This is a genomic window from Pseudomonas sp. WHRI 8519 (assembly GCF_040224055.2).
GTDB classification, from domain to species: Bacteria; Pseudomonadota; Gammaproteobacteria; order Pseudomonadales; family Pseudomonadaceae; genus Aquipseudomonas; species Aquipseudomonas putida_X.
In genome coordinates, this window is sequence record NZ_CP167996.1 from 4,148,616 (window position 1) to 4,165,374 (window position 16,759).

General features: G+C 64.6%; 14 protein-coding genes and 1 pseudogene. All 15 read right to left on the reverse strand.

Features of this window, described 5'->3' with window-relative positions:
* Window positions 1-51: 51 nt before the first annotated feature.
* A pseudogene (locus ABRP30_RS19045) lies at window positions 52-765 on the reverse strand (PAS domain-containing protein); the annotation flags it as partial.
* A 39-nt stretch (window positions 766-804) separates the two neighbouring features.
* On the reverse strand, window positions 805-2,577 hold the full coding sequence (locus ABRP30_RS19050; RefSeq protein WP_349976325.1) for a GGDEF and EAL domain-containing protein: 1,773 nt from the start codon (window positions 2,575-2,577) through the stop codon (window positions 805-807).
* Between the two features lie 397 nt (window positions 2,578-2,974).
* The gene (locus ABRP30_RS19055) at window positions 2,975-3,670 is read right to left on the reverse strand and encodes a response regulator (RefSeq protein WP_349976324.1); all 696 of its coding nucleotides are present in this window, start codon (window positions 3,668-3,670) and stop codon (window positions 2,975-2,977) included.
* Complete coding sequence (locus tag ABRP30_RS19060; RefSeq protein WP_349976323.1) at window positions 3,667-6,321, reverse strand: sensor histidine kinase KdpD; 2,655 nt, start codon at window positions 6,319-6,321, stop codon at window positions 3,667-3,669. The genes ABRP30_RS19055 and ABRP30_RS19060 overlap by 4 nt, the downstream gene beginning before the upstream one ends.
* Before the next feature lie 149 nt (window positions 6,322-6,470).
* Entirely contained in the window at window positions 6,471-7,022 is a 552-nt protein-coding gene (kdpC, locus tag ABRP30_RS19065; RefSeq protein WP_349976322.1) for a potassium-transporting ATPase subunit KdpC, read from the reverse strand.
* Between the two features lie 10 nt (window positions 7,023-7,032).
* Window positions 7,033-9,087, reverse strand: coding sequence for a potassium-transporting ATPase subunit KdpB (gene kdpB, locus ABRP30_RS19070; RefSeq protein WP_349976321.1), 2,055 nt, complete (start codon window positions 9,085-9,087; stop codon window positions 7,033-7,035).
* A gap of 10 nt (window positions 9,088-9,097) precedes the next feature.
* On the reverse strand, window positions 9,098-10,792 hold the full coding sequence (gene kdpA / locus ABRP30_RS19075) for a potassium-transporting ATPase subunit KdpA (protein ID WP_267817394.1): 1,695 nt from the start codon (window positions 10,790-10,792) through the stop codon (window positions 9,098-9,100).
* 9 nt (window positions 10,793-10,801) lie between these two features.
* On the reverse strand, window positions 10,802-10,891 hold the full coding sequence (gene kdpF, locus ABRP30_RS19080) for a K(+)-transporting ATPase subunit F (RefSeq protein WP_039602773.1): 90 nt from the start codon (window positions 10,889-10,891) through the stop codon (window positions 10,802-10,804).
* 174 nt (window positions 10,892-11,065) lie between these two features.
* Window positions 11,066-12,118 carry an AI-2E family transporter gene (locus ABRP30_RS19085; protein WP_267817397.1) on the reverse strand — a complete coding sequence of 351 codons (1,053 nt, stop codon included), beginning with the start codon at window positions 12,116-12,118 and terminating at the stop codon, window positions 11,066-11,068.
* A 12-nt stretch (window positions 12,119-12,130) separates the two neighbouring features.
* The gene (locus tag ABRP30_RS19090; protein WP_349976320.1) at window positions 12,131-12,922 is read right to left on the reverse strand and encodes a DUF4892 domain-containing protein; all 792 of its coding nucleotides are present in this window, start codon (window positions 12,920-12,922) and stop codon (window positions 12,131-12,133) included.
* 109 nt (window positions 12,923-13,031) lie between these two features.
* The gene (locus ABRP30_RS19095; protein WP_349976319.1) at window positions 13,032-13,886 is read right to left on the reverse strand and encodes an alpha/beta hydrolase; all 855 of its coding nucleotides are present in this window, start codon (window positions 13,884-13,886) and stop codon (window positions 13,032-13,034) included.
* Window positions 13,883-14,671 (reverse strand): alpha/beta fold hydrolase, encoded by a 789-nt coding sequence (locus ABRP30_RS19100; protein ID WP_241807031.1) that lies wholly within the window; start codon window positions 14,669-14,671, stop codon window positions 13,883-13,885. The genes ABRP30_RS19095 and ABRP30_RS19100 overlap by 4 nt, the downstream gene beginning before the upstream one ends.
* A 173-nt stretch (window positions 14,672-14,844) precedes the next feature.
* The gene (sixA, locus tag ABRP30_RS19105; protein ID WP_241807032.1) at window positions 14,845-15,303 is read right to left on the reverse strand and encodes a phosphohistidine phosphatase SixA; all 459 of its coding nucleotides are present in this window, start codon (window positions 15,301-15,303) and stop codon (window positions 14,845-14,847) included.
* A complete protein-coding gene (locus ABRP30_RS19110) occupies window positions 15,300-15,647 on the reverse strand; it encodes a DUF4389 domain-containing protein (RefSeq protein WP_046785237.1) in 348 nt (115 codons plus the stop codon). Before ABRP30_RS19110 ends, sixA begins: the two co-directional genes overlap by 4 nt.
* Window positions 15,648-15,704: 57 nt before the next feature.
* Window positions 15,705-16,730, reverse strand: coding sequence for an NAD(P)H-dependent glycerol-3-phosphate dehydrogenase (locus ABRP30_RS19115; protein ID WP_267817408.1), 1,026 nt, complete (start codon window positions 16,728-16,730; stop codon window positions 15,705-15,707).
* Window positions 16,731-16,759 lie beyond the last annotated feature (29 nt).

Genomic DNA, 16,759 nt, shown 5'->3' on the forward strand with positions numbered 1-16,759 from the left:
ACGCTGGACCTGTGCGGTCACCACCGAGGCGAATTTCACCACCCGCACCCGTTTTCCCTGGGCGTCGTTCACCGGGTTGTAACTGGCTTCCAGCCACACTTCCTGCCCGTGCCGGTCCAGCCGGCGGAAGCGGCCGGTGACGTAGCGGCCGGTGTTGAGCGTTCGCCAGAAGTCTGCATAAGCCGGGCTGGCGGTGTCTTCTGCGCAGCAAAACATCCGGTGATGCTTACCCACCACTTCATCGAGGCGGTAGCCCATGCCCGCCAGGAACGTGTCATTGGCGGCCAGCACATTGCCTGCCAGGTCGAACTGGATGACCGCGCTGGAGCGTAACAGCGCGTCGAGCAGCGCCTGGTTTTCCCGGGCCAGCCCGACCTCTTGCGACACGTCGCGCCCGAATGCCCGTACCTCGCATACCCGCCCTTGTGCATCCAACCGCGGATACCAGCCCAGGCGCCACCACGCCGACTTGCCATTGGCCGCGCTCAGGCTCATGTCATCGTGCACCGGCGCACCCTTGGCAAGCGCGCTGGCCAACCCGCCCAAGGCCTGGGCGGGAAGCCATTGCTTCAAGGAGGTGCCGGCCAAGGCATCCACCGTCACGCCGAACGCAGCCGCACTGACGAGGTTGCAGTCGAGGATCCGCCAATCGCCGTCGAGCCGCAGAAAAAACCCCGCCTGCTCTATCTGCTCCAGGCATTGCCGAAGGCTTTCCAGTTCGCGTTCACGCTCGGCGAGCGTGGTTTTCAATTGCCGGTTGAACATGCTGGCTACCTGCTGAGGATAAGCGACGAATAAGTCAAATCAGGACTGCGACCAGCGAAGCCGGTTGTTGCAGTACCACGTCTGGAAGGCGGCCAGTGGCATGGGCCTTGCCAGGTAATAGCCTTGCGCCTGGGCACAACCCCAGGCCTTGGCACAGGTGAGCTGTTCAGCGGTTTCGATGCCTTCGGCCACCACCTGGTAACCGAGCTGGTTAGCCAGCCCCACCAGCGACTGCACCAGCAGGAGGTCCTTGGCACTGTGCGTGGCCTTCTGGATCAACGAACGGTCCAGTTTCACCAGCGTGGCAGGAATGCGGCTGAGGTAGGCCCAGTTGCTATAGCCGGTACCAAAGTCATCGATGGCGACGTCGATCCCGGCCCGACGGGCGCGCAGCAATTGCCGCCGCACTTCTTCGGGTTGCTCGATCAGCACGCTTTCCGTGAACTCCAGCTGCAGGCGCCCCGGCACGATGGCCCTGCGCTGGAGCTCGGCGAGCAAGGCATCCATGAATGCTGCGCTCTCCAGGTCGCGCGCGGTGACATTCATGCTGATGCGTAAGTCTGGCGCCTGAGCGTGTTGCAGGATGTTCAACACCGCGTGCATCACCCACAGGCTGATCGACGCGATCAGCGCGGTTTTCTCGGCCAGGGCGATGAACTCGGCAGGGGAAATATCCCCCAATTGCGGGTGGCGCCAGCGCAACAGCGCTTCAGCGCTGGTGCACGTATGGCCTTGCAGTTCGACGCGCGGCTGCAGGTGCAGGCTGAGCTCGTCATCGCGCTGCAGCGCCGCCCCCAGTGAGGTCAGTAGGGAGAAGGCCCTGCGCTGTGCGGCGTCCACCTCCGGCTGATAGTGCGCGCAGCGCCCAGGGTTGCCACGGGCCGCGTCGGCGGCGCCGACCGCACGGCGCAACCAGTCAAGGCTGCCATCGTCGTCGCAGCGGCTCACCGGTGAAATACCGACCGAGGCATCCAGCAGGACAGGAATCTGATGACACAGCACAGGATCGCTCAGCACACCGATGACCCGCGCGCACATTGCCAGCGGGTGCTGGTGCACGATGACGGCAAACCGGGTGGGGCTGATCTTGTACAGCGCCAGATCGGAATCAAGCTGGCTGACGATCAGGTCTTTCACCTGAAGGGTAAGATCGTGGGCGAAGTTGTAGCCCAACACCTTGATCATGTGCGTCAGCACCTGCGCCGGCATGATGTCGAACACCACCACGGTCAGGGCATCATGGCGTTCAAGGCGCGTCTGCACGTCGCATTCCAGTTTCACCCGGTTGAACAGCCCGGTCGGCTGGTCGTAGAAATTTCGACGACGTATGCCGGCAATGATCTGCACTGCCATGTCGGCGAACGCCTGCAACATCCCGCGCTGGGCATCATCCAAGGCCGCACGCGGGGCCGTATCGATGATGCAGAAACTGCCAATCGCGACCTGCTTGTCTACCAGCAGCGGAGCGCCGCAATAGTAGCGAATGCCGGGCGCACCGGTGACCAGTGGGTTGTCGGCAAAGCGCGGGTCCAGCGTCGCATCCAGTACTTCCAGCGGCTGCGCCTGAAGAATGGTGTGGGCACAGAACGCGACATCACGCGGCGTACTGTCGGCCTCCAATGCAGTCTTGGCCATGAACCACTGCTGGCACTCACTTACGATCGAGATCAGGCATATCGGCGCACTGAAGTACCGCCCGGCCCATTCGACCAGCGTGCGCAGCTCGGTGCTGCAGTCCTGGTGCGCAACACACCACTCGGCGACCGCAGCCAGGCGCTGCTCTTCGTTGGACGGCACTGGGGCGACATTCATGTTCATTTCACCTGCCCCGATCGGAATGGCAACTAGGTTATGGCTATAGGCCATTATTGAGACTTGATCACTCCCTTGAACGTTCCGCGCTCCTGCGAGGAATTCAACAGTACCGACAAAACCTGTACAAATCCAGATAGCTGTACAATATTTTGATATCAGGAGAGACCCATCCGCCGTGAATACGGCACATTCACCGCTGCATACCTGTACAAAATAAAATTAGCGTACAAAGGAATGAACGGTCGCGCCCCAGGCAGCGCCTGGCAAAAAGCGCGAATGGAGGCGCTGTCGCTGCAACTGGCGGGTTGCTGCGACGCTTCAGAAAAGGGGGGAGTAATGGAGGGGGTGTTTCGGTTTGCGCGCCAACTGACGTTCAGCTTGCCTGGCAACGGCCCTAGGCGGTAGGCGCAACCAACCTGTATCCCACCCCGGCCTCGGTGATGATGAACCGCGGTGCTGTTGGATCATCGCCCAGTTTCTGCCGCAAATGCCCCACGACAATCCGCAGATAATGGGTGTTCTCCACGTGTGTCGGGCCCCAGATATCCTTGAGCAACTGCTGCTGGGTAATGACCCGCCCCGGATGCCCGGCAAGTTGCGCCAACAACGCGTATTCCTTGCGCGTCAGTGCCACCTCCGCGCCCTCAAGCGTCACCTTGCGAAAGGCGAAGTCCACGGTCAACGGCCCAAAGCTCGCGGTCACCTCGCCCCCACCCGCTTGCGGCACCTGGCGCAACAGCGCACGGACCCTGGCCAGAAACTCCTGGATGCCGAACGGTTTGGTCACATAGTCATTGGCCCCGCCATCCAGCGCATCGACCTTTTGCAGTTCGCTGGCACGCACCGACAGCACCAGCACCGGCACCGCACTCCACTCGCGCAACTCGCGCAGCACATGCTGGCCGTCCATGTCAGGCAAGCCGAGGTCGAGCACCACCAGGTCAGGCTTGGCCAAAGCAGCCTGAGCAAGCCCTTCGCTACCGGTGGCCGCCTCGATTACCTTGTAGCCTTGTGAGGCCAGGCTGATGCGCAGGAACTTGCGGATCTGCGGTTCGTCGTCAATGACCAGGAGGGTGGCGGACTGGCTCATGGGGTTTCGCTTTCGGCTTCGGGTTGTTGGGGCAAGGGCAAGCATAGAGTGATGCAGGTGCCATGGCCATCGATGCCTTCGCTGACCAGGATCTGCCCACCATGGGCACCGATCATGCCCTGGCAGATCGCCAGGCCCAGGCCAGTGCCCTGCCCGCCACGGTCGCCGCGGGCCGCGGTGTAGAACATGTCGAAGATTTTCTCGCGCTCGGCCATGGGGATACCAGGCCCTTGATCGCTGACCGCGAAGCGCAATTGCGCTTCGTGCACCGACACCTGCAGTTCGAGGCGGCCTTGGGCCGGTGAGAAGCGGGCCGCGTTCTCCAGCACGTTGATCAGCGCTTGTTCGATCAGCGCGGCGTGCACGAACAGCAACGGCAGCTCGGCGGGCACCTCGGTGTGCACGCGCAGCGGCGCGAGCACCACGCGAAGGCGGTTCAGGGCACTGCCGACGATATCGGCCGGGGCGACCCAGTCGCGCGCCAGCTTCAGGCCGCCGTGGCCCAGGCGGGTCATGTCGAGCAGGTTCTGGATATAGCGGTCAAGGCGCTCAGCTTCGTTGCGGGTACCTTCCAACAGTTCGCGGCGGTCTTCGGTGGGGATGGCCTCGCCCAGCGCCAGCAGGCTGTCGATACTGCCACGCATGGCGGTCAGCGGTGTGCGAAGGTCGTGGGACACCGAGGCCAGTAGCGCACTGCGCAACTGCTCGGTCTCGCCGTGCAGCCGAGCGGCTTCCAGTTGCTCGGCCAGGCGAGCCCGGGCCAGCGCCTGGGCCAGCGGTTGACCAAGCGCCATGAGCAGCCGGCGGCGCTGAGCACTGAGAGGTTCGCCGGACTGGGGGCGCACGCCGAGCAGGGCCAGGGGATGATCGTCGACGATCAATGGCCACCACCACCAGCGGCCGTTAGGCAGGGTGTCGCTGCCATGGCCAGCGGCCTGCCCATGCTGCCAGGCCCATTCGGCGGCGGCGCGCTCGTTGTCGCTCAGGGCCTGAGCCTGGCCGCTGGCCACTTGCAACTGCCCTTCAGGGTTGCGTTCGAGCAGGCACACGTGCACGTCCTGCCAGCCATTGAGGTGCTGGCCGGCGGCGTTGAACACGGCTTGCCGGTCGGTGGCGACCGTCAGCCGCCGCGACAGGTCGAGCAACTGGTTGGTCTGCGCCTGGGTTTCGCGAAGGGCCTGCAACTGGCGGCGCTGACGCGCAGCGAGGTTGCCGGTAAGCGCAGCCATCAACAGGAAGAACACCAGCGTCAGCACGTCTTCTTCGCGCTGAATGCTGAAGGAGAAATTCGGCGGGATGAACAGGAAGTCGTAGGTCAGGAACGACAAGGCGGCACAGGCCAAGGCCGGGCCCAGGCTGCTGCGCACCGCAACCAGCAATACGGCGGCAAGGAACACCAGCGAAATATTGGGCAGTGCCAACACGCTCGACACCGCCCAGGACAACCCCGTCGCCAGCGCGGTGGCAGCCAGTGCCAACAGATAGTGGCGCCATACCCACACCCGTCGCACGGTCGAACGTGCCGGGGCCGGCTGAACATCGCGGTCGAGCACGTTGATTTCAAGCCCGTGGCTTTCACGCAGCAACCGGGCAGCCACGCCTGCACCGAACAGGCGACGACGCAGGCGGTCCCGAGACTGGCCTACCAGCACCAGGCTGGCTCGGCGCTCGACGGCATGCTGGATCAGCGTGCGTGCCACCTCGCCTGCGCGCAGCAGCACCACTTCCCCGCCCAGGCGTTCAGCCAGTTGTTGCGCCGCCTGCAAACGCTGGCGTGCGGTTTCGTCGCGCAGCCGCCCGTTGTCCACATGCACCAGGCTCCAGGGCAAATGCCGACGCTGCGCAACCCGGCTGGCATGGCGCACCAGGCGTTCGGCCTGGTCGTCACCATCGACACCTACCAGCAGACGCCCGCGCAGTGCCGGCGCTTCTTGGCCACGCTGGCGGTAGCCGTGGGCCAGGTCGGCATCGACCTGTGCGGCGGCGGCCTGCATGGCCAGCTCACGCAACGCGGTGAGGTTGGTCTGGGAAAAATAGGCATCGATCGCAGCCCGAGCCTGCTCGGGCACATAGACTTTGCCCTCACGCAGACGTTCGAGCAGCTCGCGCGGCGGCAGGTCGATCAGCACCAGTTCGAAGGACTCCTGCAGCACCCAGTCCGGCAGGGTTTCACGCACGTGCACACCGGTAATGTCGCGCACCTTGTCGTTGAGGCTCTCTAGGTGCTGGACGTTGACCGTGGTGTACACGTCGATCCCGGCGGCTAGCAGTTCCTGAACGTCTTGCCAGCGTTTGGCGTGACGGCTGCCCGGGGCGTTGCTGTGGGCCAGTTCGTCGACCAGGGCCAGATCTGGGGCGGCCTTGAGCAGGCCGTCCAGGTCCATTTCTTCCAGGGTGACACCACGGTATTCGCTGCGCAGCAGAGGTTGCTGGGCCAGGCCAGAGAGCAGTGATTCGGTTTCGGCGCGGCCGTGGGTTTCGACTACGCCTGCCAGTACCTGCACGCCTTGGCGCTGTTGGGCGTGGGCCGCCTGGAGCATGGCGTAGGTCTTGCCCACCCCGGGTGCCGCACCGAGAAATACCTTGAGCCTGCCACGCCCTTCGCGCGGCAGGTTGGCCAACAGCGCGTCTGCGCGGGCTGCGTCACTCATGCTTCATCCTTCAATAGCGCCACGATCGGTTTTTCTGGGCCTGCATCGCCGACAAGCCGACCCCCACAGGCGGTTCACAGCTTTGGAAAGTTGTGCACGACCTGTGTGAGCCGGCTTGCCGGCGATTGGGCCGCAAAGCGGCCCCACATTCATGACCCCAATTTGCTCAACGCTTGGTTAAGGGCCAGCACATTGACCACAGGCGGCCCGATCAATGGGTGGAGGGTGGCCTCTTCCAGCAGGGCTTGCAAGCGCTCTACCGGTATCTGGCGCGCCGCCGCCACCCGCGAAATCTGGTAGGCCACGGCCTGCGGTGGCAAATGCGGGTCCAGGCCACTGCCCGAGGTGGTCAGCAAGGCCTGCGGCACCGGCCCCTGCCCAGCCTGGTACAGCTTCGCGGCATCGCCCGTGACCCGTTCGGCCAGCGCCGGGTTGCTTGGCGACAGGTTGCTCGCGCTGCTGGCCACGGTGGCATAAGCCCCCGCCGAAGGCCGCGAATGGAACCAGCCATCGCCCTGAAAATCCTGGGCGATCAGTGCCGAGCCGCGCACCTTGCCCTGCTCATCGCGCACCAGGCTGCCATTGGCCTGTTCCGGAAAAACCACTTGCGCAACCCCGGTCACCGCCAGTGGATACAGCGCACCGGTGACCACTGCCAGTGACAGGATCAGGCTCAGCGCCGGGCGTACATATGTGTTCATGGTGGCCTCCTCAGACCAGGTGCAAAGCGTTGAGCAGCAGGTCGATCAGCTTGATCCCGACAAATGGCACGATGATGCCGCCCAGGCCGTAGATCAGCAGGTTGCGTCGCAGCAGATGAGCAGCACTGGCCGCCTGTACCCGCACACCGCGCAGCGCCAGCGGGATCAGTACGATGATGATCAGCGCGTTGAACACGATGGCCGAAAGGATCGCACTCTGCGGGCTGGCCAGGTGCATCAGGTTGAGCACGCCCAGTTGCGGGTAGATGGCGGCGAACAACGCCGGCAGGATGGCGAAGTACTTGGCCACGTCGTTGGCGATGGAAAAGGTGGTCAGCGCGCCACGGGTCACCAGCAACTCCTTGCCCACCTGGACCACGTCCAGCAACTTGGTCGGGTCGCTGTCCAGGTCGACCATGTTGGCGGCCTCGCGCGCAGCCTGGGTACCGTCGTTCATGGCCATGCCCACGTCAGCCTGGGCCAGGGCCGGGGCGTCGTTGGCACCGTCGCCGCACATGGCCACCAGGCGGCCGTCATTCTGCTCCTGGCGGATGCGCGCCAGCTTCTTCTCCGGCGTGGCTTCGGCCAGCACGTCGTCAACACCGGCTTCGGCGGCGATGGCCGCGGCAGTCAGCGGGTTGTCGCCGGTCACCATTACCGTGCGAATACCCAGCTTGCGCAACTCGGCGAAGCGTTCGCGGATGCCAGGCTTGACCACGTCCTTGAGGTGGATCACACCGAGCAGGCGCTTGTCCACGCACACCAGCAGCGGCGTACCACCACTCTGGGCGATGCGTTCAACTTCACGCGTCAGCGCCAGCGGCATTTCCAGGCGCTGCATGCCGACGAAGGCGAGCACGGCATCAACGGCGCCCTTGCGGTAGCAATGCTGCTGGAAATCGATGCCCGACAGGCGTGTCTCGGCACTGAAGGCGACGGCGTTGTACTGCCCCGCGTCCGGCTCGACGAAGTCATGCAACTGGCGCAGGTACTCGACGATCGACTTGCCTTCGGCTGTGTCGTCGGCCAGCGAAGCGAGCAAGGCACCTTCGCCCAGTTCCTTGGCAGTCACCCCGGTGGCGGCATGCAGGGCGCTGCAGCGGCGGTTGCCAAAGGTGATGGTACCGGTCTTGTCGAGCATCAGTGTGTGCACGTCACCGGCCGCCTCCACGGCACGGCCCGAGCGGGCGATCACGTTAAGGCGCACCAGGCGATCCATGCCGGCGATACCGATGGCCGACAGCAGGCCGCCAATGGTGGTCGGGATCAGCGTCACCAGCAGTGCAGCGAGGAAAATCAGTGGCAGGCTGCCGCCGGCGAAGTGAGCGAATGGCTGCAGCGTCACCACGACGATCAGGAAGATCAATGTCAGGCCGATCAGCAGAATGTCCAGCGCGATTTCGTTGGGCGTCTTCTGCCGCTTGGCGCCTTCGACCAGGGCGATCATGCGGTCCAGGGTCGACTCGCCAGGGTTGCTGGTGATGCGAATGAGCAACCAGTCGGAAACCAGCCGGGTATTGCCCGTGACAGCCGAGCGGTCACCACCGGATTCGCGAATCACCGGCGCCGACTCACCGGTGATGGCCGCTTCGTTGACCGCGGCGATGCCTTCGAGCACCTCGCCGTCACCTGGGATCATCTCGCCGGCCACGACACGCACTACGTCGTCCTTGCGTAACTGCGCAGCGGCAACGGTCTCGAACGTGCCGTCGCGCGTCCGGCGCTCTGCGGTCAGCCCCTGGCTGCCGGCCTTGAGGCTATCGGCGCGGGCCTTGCCCCGGCCCTCTGCCAGCGCTTCGGCAAAGTTGGCGAACAGCACGGTAAACCACAGCCACAACGCGATCTGCACGGCAACGCCGGTGCTCACGTCACTGCCGGGCGCAAAGCACAGCACGGTGGTCAAGACGGCGGTCAAAGCCACCACCAGCATGACCGGCGAGCGCTTGAGCTGACGCGGGTCAAGCTTGACGAATGCCTGCACCAGCGCCGGGCGCCACAGCGCGGCGAAGCGGGTCTGGTCCTTGGCGCTGTGCCGGGCGTTCACTTCAGGAATGGGCATATTCATGGTCGGTTCCTCAGAAACCCAGGCTCAGGTGTTCAGCGATTGGCCCAAGGGCCAGGGTCGGCAGGAAGGTCAGGCCGCCCACCAGCAGGATGGTCACCAGCAGCAGGCCGGTGAACAGCGGGCCATGGGTCGGGAAGCTGTTGAGCCCTTGGGGCGCGCTTTTCTTCGCAGCCAGGCTGCCAGCCAAGGCCAGGATCGGCAGGATGTAGCCAAAGCGGCCGATGAGCATGGCCAGGCCGATCATCACGTTGTGGAACACTGTGTTTGCGCCGAAACCTGCGAACGCCGAGCCGTTGTTGGCGGCGCCGGAGGTGTAGGCGTAAAGCAACTGGCTGAAGCCATGTGCCCCCGGGTTGCTGACCGCGCCGGCAGGGCCTGGCAGGCTGGCGGCGATAGCGCCAAGCACCAGCACGCCCACCGGCATCACCAGCAGGGTTGCCACCAACAGTTGCACTTCCCGGGCCTGCAGTTTCTTGCCGAGGTATTCCGGGGTCCGGCCGATCATCAAGCCGGCCAGGAACACCGCGATCAACACGAACAGCAACATGCCGTAGAGCCCCGCGCCAACACCGCCGAAGATCACCTCGCCGACCATCATGTTGACCATGGCGACCATGCCGGTGAGTGGGTTGAGGCTATCGTGCATGGCGTTGACCGACCCGTTGGACGCTGCGGTGGTGGTTACCGCCCACAGCACCGAGCCGGTCGTGCCGAAGCGGCTTTCCTTGCCCTCCAGGGGTGCGCTCTGCTGAACCTGCGCGCTGTCAAGCGCCGGGTTGGGCTGGTGCTCCGACCACAGCGCGGTCGCGCCGCCAATCAGAAACAGGCCGAGCATGCAGGCAAGAATCGCCCGGCTCTGGCGCAGGTCCTTGACGTAATGGCCGAAGGTGAAGACCAGGGCGGCCGGGATCAGGATGATCGAAGCCACCTCGAACAGGTTGCTCCAGGCCGTGGGGTTCTCGAACGGGTGCGCCGAGTTGACACCGAAGAAACCGCCACCGTTGGTCCCCAATTGCTTGATCGCGATCTGGCTGGCGGCAGGGCCGAGCGGAATCGTCTGGTCAGCGCCTTGCAGGGTCACTGCGTGGGCGTAGTCAGCGAAAGTCTGCGGCACACCCTGCCAGACCAGCAGCAGCGCGAGCACCAGGCAGAACGGCAACAGGCCGTACAGGGTGGCACGGGTCATGTCGACCCAGAAATTGCCGATACTGCTGGTCGAGCGCCGGGCGATGCCGCGGCACAAGGCGACCAGTACGGCCAGCCCGGTAGCGGCGCTGACGAAGTTCTGTACAGTCATGCCCAGCATCTGGCTCAGGTAACTGACCGAAGCTTCACCGCTGTAAGCCTGCCAGTTGGTGTTGGTGACGAAACTCACCGCGGTGTTGAACGCCAACGACCATTCCAGGCCGGGCAAGTGTTGCGGGTTGAGCGGCAGGTACCCTTGCAGCAACAGCACGCTGAAGAGCAGCACGAAGCCGGCCAGGTTGAATGCCATCAGCGCCAGGGCGTACTGCTTCCAGTTCTGTTCCTGATCGGCGCGCACGCCGGCCAGCCGGTAGCAGCCCCGCTCCACCGGCCCAAGCAGCGGCGTCAGCCAAGTCCGCTGCCCTTCCATGACGTTGAAGTAGAACCGCCCGAGCCAGGGTGCCGATAGCAGCACGATAGCGAAAAACGCCACCAGCAACGCGTAGTCATAACTGTGCATGGCCGCTCCCTAGCTGCGATCGGCGCGCAGCAGCGCCATCAGCAGGTAAACCGCCAATGCCACTGCCAGTAGCAGTGACAGCCCGTCGAGCATGTTCATGTGTGGATCTCCCCTGGTTACGGCTTGAGCCGCTTTGGGGGAATTGTCCGAGGGGAAGGCGTAAAGGGGCGAGGTCGAGGCGCGGGGCTGGGGATAAAGAATGCGTAAAGATCAGGACGGGCCATTGCCTGCACCGGCCCATTGGCGGGGTAAGCCCGCCAGGGGTCAGGCAGGCTAAGGTTGGGGGGTTGGCTGCCCGGCGTTGCGGCTCCAGTCCAGCAGCAGGCTATACCCCACCGCCAGCAGGGTCGGCCCGATGAACAGGCCAATGAAGCCAAAGGCAATCAAACCGCCAAACACCCCGAGCAGCACGATGACCAGCGGCAGGTTGCCGCCCCTGCTGATCAGGTAAGGCTTGAGCACGTTGTCCACACCACTGATGACGAAGGTGCCCCAGATACCCAGGAACACCGCCATGCCGTACTCACCCTTCCATACCAGCCAGGCCGTCGCGGGTATCCACGCCAGTGGCGGCCCCATGGGGATCAGGCTGAGCATGAAGGTGACCAGGCCCAGCACGATGGCCCCCGGCACACCGGCAATCAGGAAGCCGATCAAGGCCAGCAGTGCCTGTGCCGCCGCAGTACCGATCACCCCGTTCACCACCCGTTGCACGGTGCCCGCTACCAGGTCCAGGTAATACTCGGCACGCTCACCAACAAGACGCTTCAGCAAACGCAGGACGAACGCCGCCAGGCGCGGGCCATCGCGGTAGAAGAAGAATACGAACACCAGGCTCAGCGTCAGCTCCAGCACACCGCTGCCGATCTGCGCACTGCGTGCCAGCAACCAGTTGCCGACCTGCCCCAGGTAAGGCTTGACCGACGCGATCAGCGCCGCGCCCTGCTGGTCCAGGGATTGCCAGCCGCTGACCAGCCGCTCACCGACCAGCGGAATGCCACCCAGCCACGCTGGGGCATCAGGCAAGCCATCGACCTGGACGTCGCGCACGAAGGCAGTGGCGTCCCGAACGTGGTCGGCGAGGTTGAAGCCCAGCCACACCAGCGGCAAGGCCACGATCAGGATCCAGGCCGAGGTCAGCAGGCCTGCCGCCAATGTTTCACGCCCACCCAGTGCGCGCGTCAGCAGGCGCATCAGCGGCCAACTGGCAAATGCCAGGATCGCCCCCCACAACAACGCGGAGATGAACGGTGCCATCACCCACAACGCGGCGCCGAGCAAGGTCAGCAGGATAATCTGGATCAGCAGGCGATCATTGTTGGCCATGGTGGCGCTCATTCAACGGATCAGTTCCAGGTGCAGGCCATCGGTGGGGGCATTGCCGACTTCGAGCCGGTTGCTGCGTACGCCGGCCTTGAGCAGTTGCTGACGCCAGGCTTCGGCCTGGGCACCGCTGAGGCTGGCGCGCAACGTGATATCCAGCTTCAGGCTGCGCCCCAACAGCGCCACCCACGCAGGCTCAGGTGCCCCCAGGTCGGGGTAGTCGAGCTTGCCAGTGTCGCGCATTTCAAGCAGCACCGTGGCGGGTGTCGGCAGCAATTCACCCAGCGGGCTGCTAGCGACGAACTCTTCCACGTGCAGGTAGGCGCGACGGTTGCCGCGGGTTACGGCGTAAAGCGCCACCAGGGTATCGGCCTCTTCGGCGGAGCGGCGCAGAAGGATGAACGCCTGCTGCTCGTCACCGCCATTGAGCCGCGCGCTACCGAAGACCTCGTTGCCCCACAGGCTGGCTTCGCCGCAATCGCGCCCCAGACACCAGAACAACGGATAGCCGCCATCGCGCTGCAGTGCTTCGCGGGCGCTGGCAAAAGCCTCGCGCGCCGTGCGTTCTTCCGGCAGCTCGTAGGTGATGGAGCTGACCTGACCCCGGCTCTCGACCTTGGCGTCCACGCGCAGACGGCCGCTGATCTTGCGCAGTGGGCCCATCGGGTAGATGCGTTCCTGCTCGACTGCCGGGCGTTGTTCGACCACTTTGGCGTCCACAGGCACCGGCAGAGCGCCGGCCCACAGCAACGGGCTGACGAGCGCCAGGCAGGCGCCGGCCGTGCGAATCATGACGGGCACGCTCATCGGCGACCCGCGCGGCGGCGAGCGCCGTGATGAAGCTCCAGGATGTCTGGCAGTTGCATGGTTGTCTCCCTGTTCAACCCGCCAAGCCTCGACACTTGTCCGGCTCAAGTCAAGCAAAGCCAAAGAAGCGATTGATACAGTCTGCGACAAGGGTCGCACCGTGTTCATCGTTCAGGTGCAGATGATGGCCACCGGGTAGCACCGTCTGTTCGAAGGTTAGCTGCTGCAGCAGCTCAGCGTGGCGCGCCAGCATGCCATCGGCCGCCACCACCAGGCAGGCCGGGCAGCTCACCCGGCGCACGTAGGCCATGGCCTGGGCATGGCTCAGGCGCACCGGCGACGGTAACGTCAGGCGGCTGTCACTGCGCCAGCTGTAACCGCCAGGCACCGGCATCAGTCCGCGCTGGGCGAGCAACTCGGCAGCGTCCCGGCTGACCGCGACCATGCCCTTCATTCGCGCCTGCACGCCCTCCTCCAGGGTCTTGTAGACCGACTTGCGTTTGCCATCCAGGCGCAACTGGGCCTGCAGCGCCAACCCCAGGCGCTCGCCGGCATCCTCCTCGGCCCCGGTCGGCGGGATGACGCCATCGATCAGCGCCAGATGGCTGACCCGCTCTGGCAGGGCGGCGGCCAGTTGCACCGAAATGATCGCCCCCAGCGAATGCCCCAAGAGGGCAAACCGTTGCCAGCCCAGTTGTTCGGCAACCCGCAGTACATCATGGGCGTAGTCGGCCAGCGCATAGCCGGCGCCTGGCGGGCGGTGCTGCGAGTAGCCGTGCCCGGCAAGGTCCAGGGCGAGGATACGCAGGCCTTTCAACTGCGGTGCGAGGCGGGCAAAACTGTTGGCGTTGTCCAGCCAGCCATGCAGGGCGATCACCGGCAGGCCATCTTCGGGGCCGAACAGGTGAGCAGCCAGTTCGATATGGCCGAGGCTGAGACGGATTTCCTCGACATGGGCACTCATGCCTGGCCCCAGCGGTCGAACAGGCCTTTGATCAGGCTGGCAGTGTCTGTCGGCCGCTCCAGCGGGAACATGTGCCCGCCGGGCACGCTGTGGTATTCGCCCTTGGGCATGCCGCGCACCGCCAACGTGTGGTGGCGACGAATCACATTGCTGCGCTCCCCCCGCACCATCGCCAGGGGCACCTGAAGCTGCCGTGCAGGAGCCGGGCTGGCGTGAGGAATGCTGCGGTAGATGCTGATCTCGGTAGCCGGATCGAAGCGCAGGCGTACCCCCTGCTCCACGTCTTCCAGGCCATGCTCGAGGTAGGCTTCCAGGCAGTCGGGGTCAAAATGCCGGAACAGCTTCTTGCTGGCGAAATAATCCCGTGCGCTGGCGCGGTCGCTGAACGCTTCTCGCCGGCCCAGGGTGCGGCCAGCAGGGGTAATGCGGTCGATGAAGCCAAAGCGCTTGGCGGTGCGCAGCAACCACTGATCGGCGCGGGTCAGCACCGGTGAGTCAAGCATGACCACACCGCGGTAATACGCCGGGCAGCGCAGGGCTGCATGCAGGTGCAGCACGCCACCGAGCGAGTGCCCTACCCCCCACACCGGCTGATCCTGCCTGGCCAGGTGGTGCAAGAGTTCGTCCACCAGGCTCTGCCAGTTCTCGTTCACCGGAAAGCGGGGGTCGTGAGCATGCTGGGGCAAATGCTGCACCTGGTAATCCGGCGCCAGGGCAGCGAACAGCTTGCCGTAGGTGGCCGACGGGAATCCGTTGGCATGGGCGAAGAAGATCTGCTGCGACATGGCACCTGGTCCGGTACGGGGATGATGGCCCATTGTCGGCATCCCGCTCGCGCTCGGCAACGCCTGTAAAGGTCATCGGCGAGGGCGATCAGGTCACCGAGGGCTCACCAGGCGGGTATGCGAGCAATCGGCAGAGGGCACGGCAACAGGCACCAAGGCCCGTTGCCGATCACTCAAGGGGCGTGATGCAGGGCCTGCAGGGTCATCAGCCCCGCCAGCGGCCAGTCGCCTTCAAGCTGCGCCAGGCTGGCGGTGCTCAGCGGCGCAGGCTGTTGCGCGTGGCCATGCTCCAGCATGCCCACCAGTGCGCCCACCAACGGCTGGTGGCTGACCAGCAATACCTGCTCAAGCCCCAGGCGTTCGAGTTCGGCGATCACCTCTTGCACGTTGCTTTCCGGCGTCAGCCAGGGCACGGTGCGCACCGGCTCGGCGAAGCCCAGGGTGTCATGCACCAGGGCGGCCGTTTGCTGAGCACGCACGTAGGGGCTGGCAAGGATGGCCTGCAGCGGCTGGCCAAGCAGGTGCGCAGCACTGTGCAGCACCTGCTCGCGGCCGTGGGCAGTCAGGCGTCGTTCGGCGTCGGTGTTGGCCCTGGGCTCAGCCTCACCGTGGCGCAATACCCACAGTTTCACAGTTTGGGCTCCTCGTCGCGCACCGGATGGGGTGCTGGGGCAACGGCATGGGGCGCTTCGCCTTCCGGCGCACGCGGCGTGGGCCAGTCAGCGAAAGGCCACGGTTTGCTGTCGGTATGGAAGGTGCCAAAGCGACCGATCTGCGCCAGATACTGGCTCAGGCTGTCGCCGAAGTTCATCAGGCTGGCGCTCGGCGCGCCGTAGATCAGGCGGTAGATGAGCTGCACCAGCACCAGGCCGCCGAGCAGCAGCTCGGCCAATTGCCACACCACCAGAAACACCAGCATCCATAACACACGCAGGATGATCGACTCGCGCTGGGCGCGCTCAGGGGTATCGTTCATGTGTCGCTCCTTGTTCTGTTCAAAGCCGCTGAAGGCTCATTTGAAGCCGCTGAAGGCTCAGTTGAAACCGCTGATGGAAATGAAGTCGACGTCGGTCTTGGGCTCGGCACGCATCAAGCGCTCGATCACCTGGTTCAGCGTGCGGCCTTCGAAGAGGATGGCGTGCAGCCCGGCCACCAGCGGCATGTAGACCTGGACCTCCTCCGCCTTGGCCTTGAGTACCTTGAGGGTATTGACCCCTTCGGCCACTTCGCCCAGGCGAGTGACCGCCTGCTCCAGCGTCAGGCCCTGGCCCAGGGCGTGACCGACCTGGTAGTTGCGGCTCTTGGGCGAAGAACAGGTGACGATCAGGTCGCCGACCCCGGCAAGGCCGAGGAAGGTCATGGGGTTGGCACCTTGGCTCACGGCAAAACGGGTCATTTCGGCCAGGGCCCGGGTAATCAGCATGCTCTTGGTGTTTTCGCCCATCCCCAATGCCACGGCCATGCCAGCGATGATCGCATAGACGTTCTTCAGGGCACCGCCCAGCTCGACACCAAAGCGGTCGCTGCTGGCGTAGACACGGAAGGTGCGCCCGTGCAATACCGCCTGCACGCGCTGGCAGAGGTCTTCATCTTCGCTGGCGACCACGGTAGCGGTCAGCGCATGCTCAGCGATCTCGCGGGCCAGGTTTGGCCCAGACAACACACCGATTCGCGCATCGGGCGCGATTTCTTCGAGGATCTGGCTCATCAGCTTGAAGCTCTGTGCTTCGATGCCTTTGGTCAGGCTGACCAGGCATTTGCCGCGCAACAGCTCGGCATGCGGGGCCAGGACGCTGCGCAAGGCGCTGGAAGGCAGCGCAACGAAGATCAGGTCGCTGCTGTGCAACGTGCCCAGCAGGTCGTTGACCGGCTCGACGCCGTCATGCAGGCGGATGCCTTTGAGGTAGCGCGGGTTCTCGCGATTGATGCGCATGGCCTCGGCCTGCTCAGGGTCACGCATCCATTGGCGCACCGGCACGCCGTTCTGCGCCAGCAGGTTCGCCACTGCGGTGCCGAAGCTGCCGCCTCCCAGAACTGCAACAGGTTGCTGTTCAGTCATATTCGATCCGTTAAAGCCATTAGTTAATT

Coding starts and splice junctions, on each gene's coding strand:
- kdpA (WP_267817394.1), bottom strand. CDS start 10,792: ATGCACAGTTATGACTACGCGTTGCTGGTGGCGTTTTTCGCTATCGTG.
- ABRP30_RS19085 (WP_267817397.1), bottom strand. CDS start 12,118: ATGGCCAACAATGATCGCCTGCTGATCCAGATTATCCTGCTGACCTTG.
- kdpC (WP_349976322.1), bottom strand. CDS start 7,022: ATGAACACATATGTACGCCCGGCGCTGAGCCTGATCCTGTCACTGGCA.
- ABRP30_RS19100 (WP_241807031.1), bottom strand. CDS start 14,671: ATGTCGCAGCAGATCTTCTTCGCCCATGCCAACGGATTCCCGTCGGCC.
- kdpB (WP_349976321.1), bottom strand. CDS start 9,087: ATGAATATGCCCATTCCTGAAGTGAACGCCCGGCACAGCGCCAAGGAC.
- ABRP30_RS19060 (WP_349976323.1), bottom strand. CDS start 6,321: ATGAGTGACGCAGCCCGCGCAGACGCGCTGTTGGCCAACCTGCCGCGC.
- ABRP30_RS19095 (WP_349976319.1), bottom strand. CDS start 13,886: ATGAGTGCCCATGTCGAGGAAATCCGTCTCAGCCTCGGCCATATCGAA.
- ABRP30_RS19090 (WP_349976320.1), bottom strand. CDS start 12,922: ATGAGCGTGCCCGTCATGATTCGCACGGCCGGCGCCTGCCTGGCGCTC.
- kdpF (WP_039602773.1), bottom strand. CDS start 10,891: ATGAACATGCTCGACGGGCTGTCACTGCTACTGGCAGTGGCATTGGCG.
- ABRP30_RS19110 (WP_046785237.1), bottom strand. CDS start 15,647: ATGAACGATACCCCTGAGCGCGCCCAGCGCGAGTCGATCATCCTGCGT.
- ABRP30_RS19055 (WP_349976324.1), bottom strand. CDS start 3,670: ATGAGCCAGTCCGCCACCCTCCTGGTCATTGACGACGAACCGCAGATC.
- ABRP30_RS19050 (WP_349976325.1), bottom strand. CDS start 2,577: ATGAATGTCGCCCCAGTGCCGTCCAACGAAGAGCAGCGCCTGGCTGCG.
- ABRP30_RS19115 (WP_267817408.1), bottom strand. CDS start 16,730: ATGACTGAACAGCAACCTGTTGCAGTTCTGGGAGGCGGCAGCTTCGGC.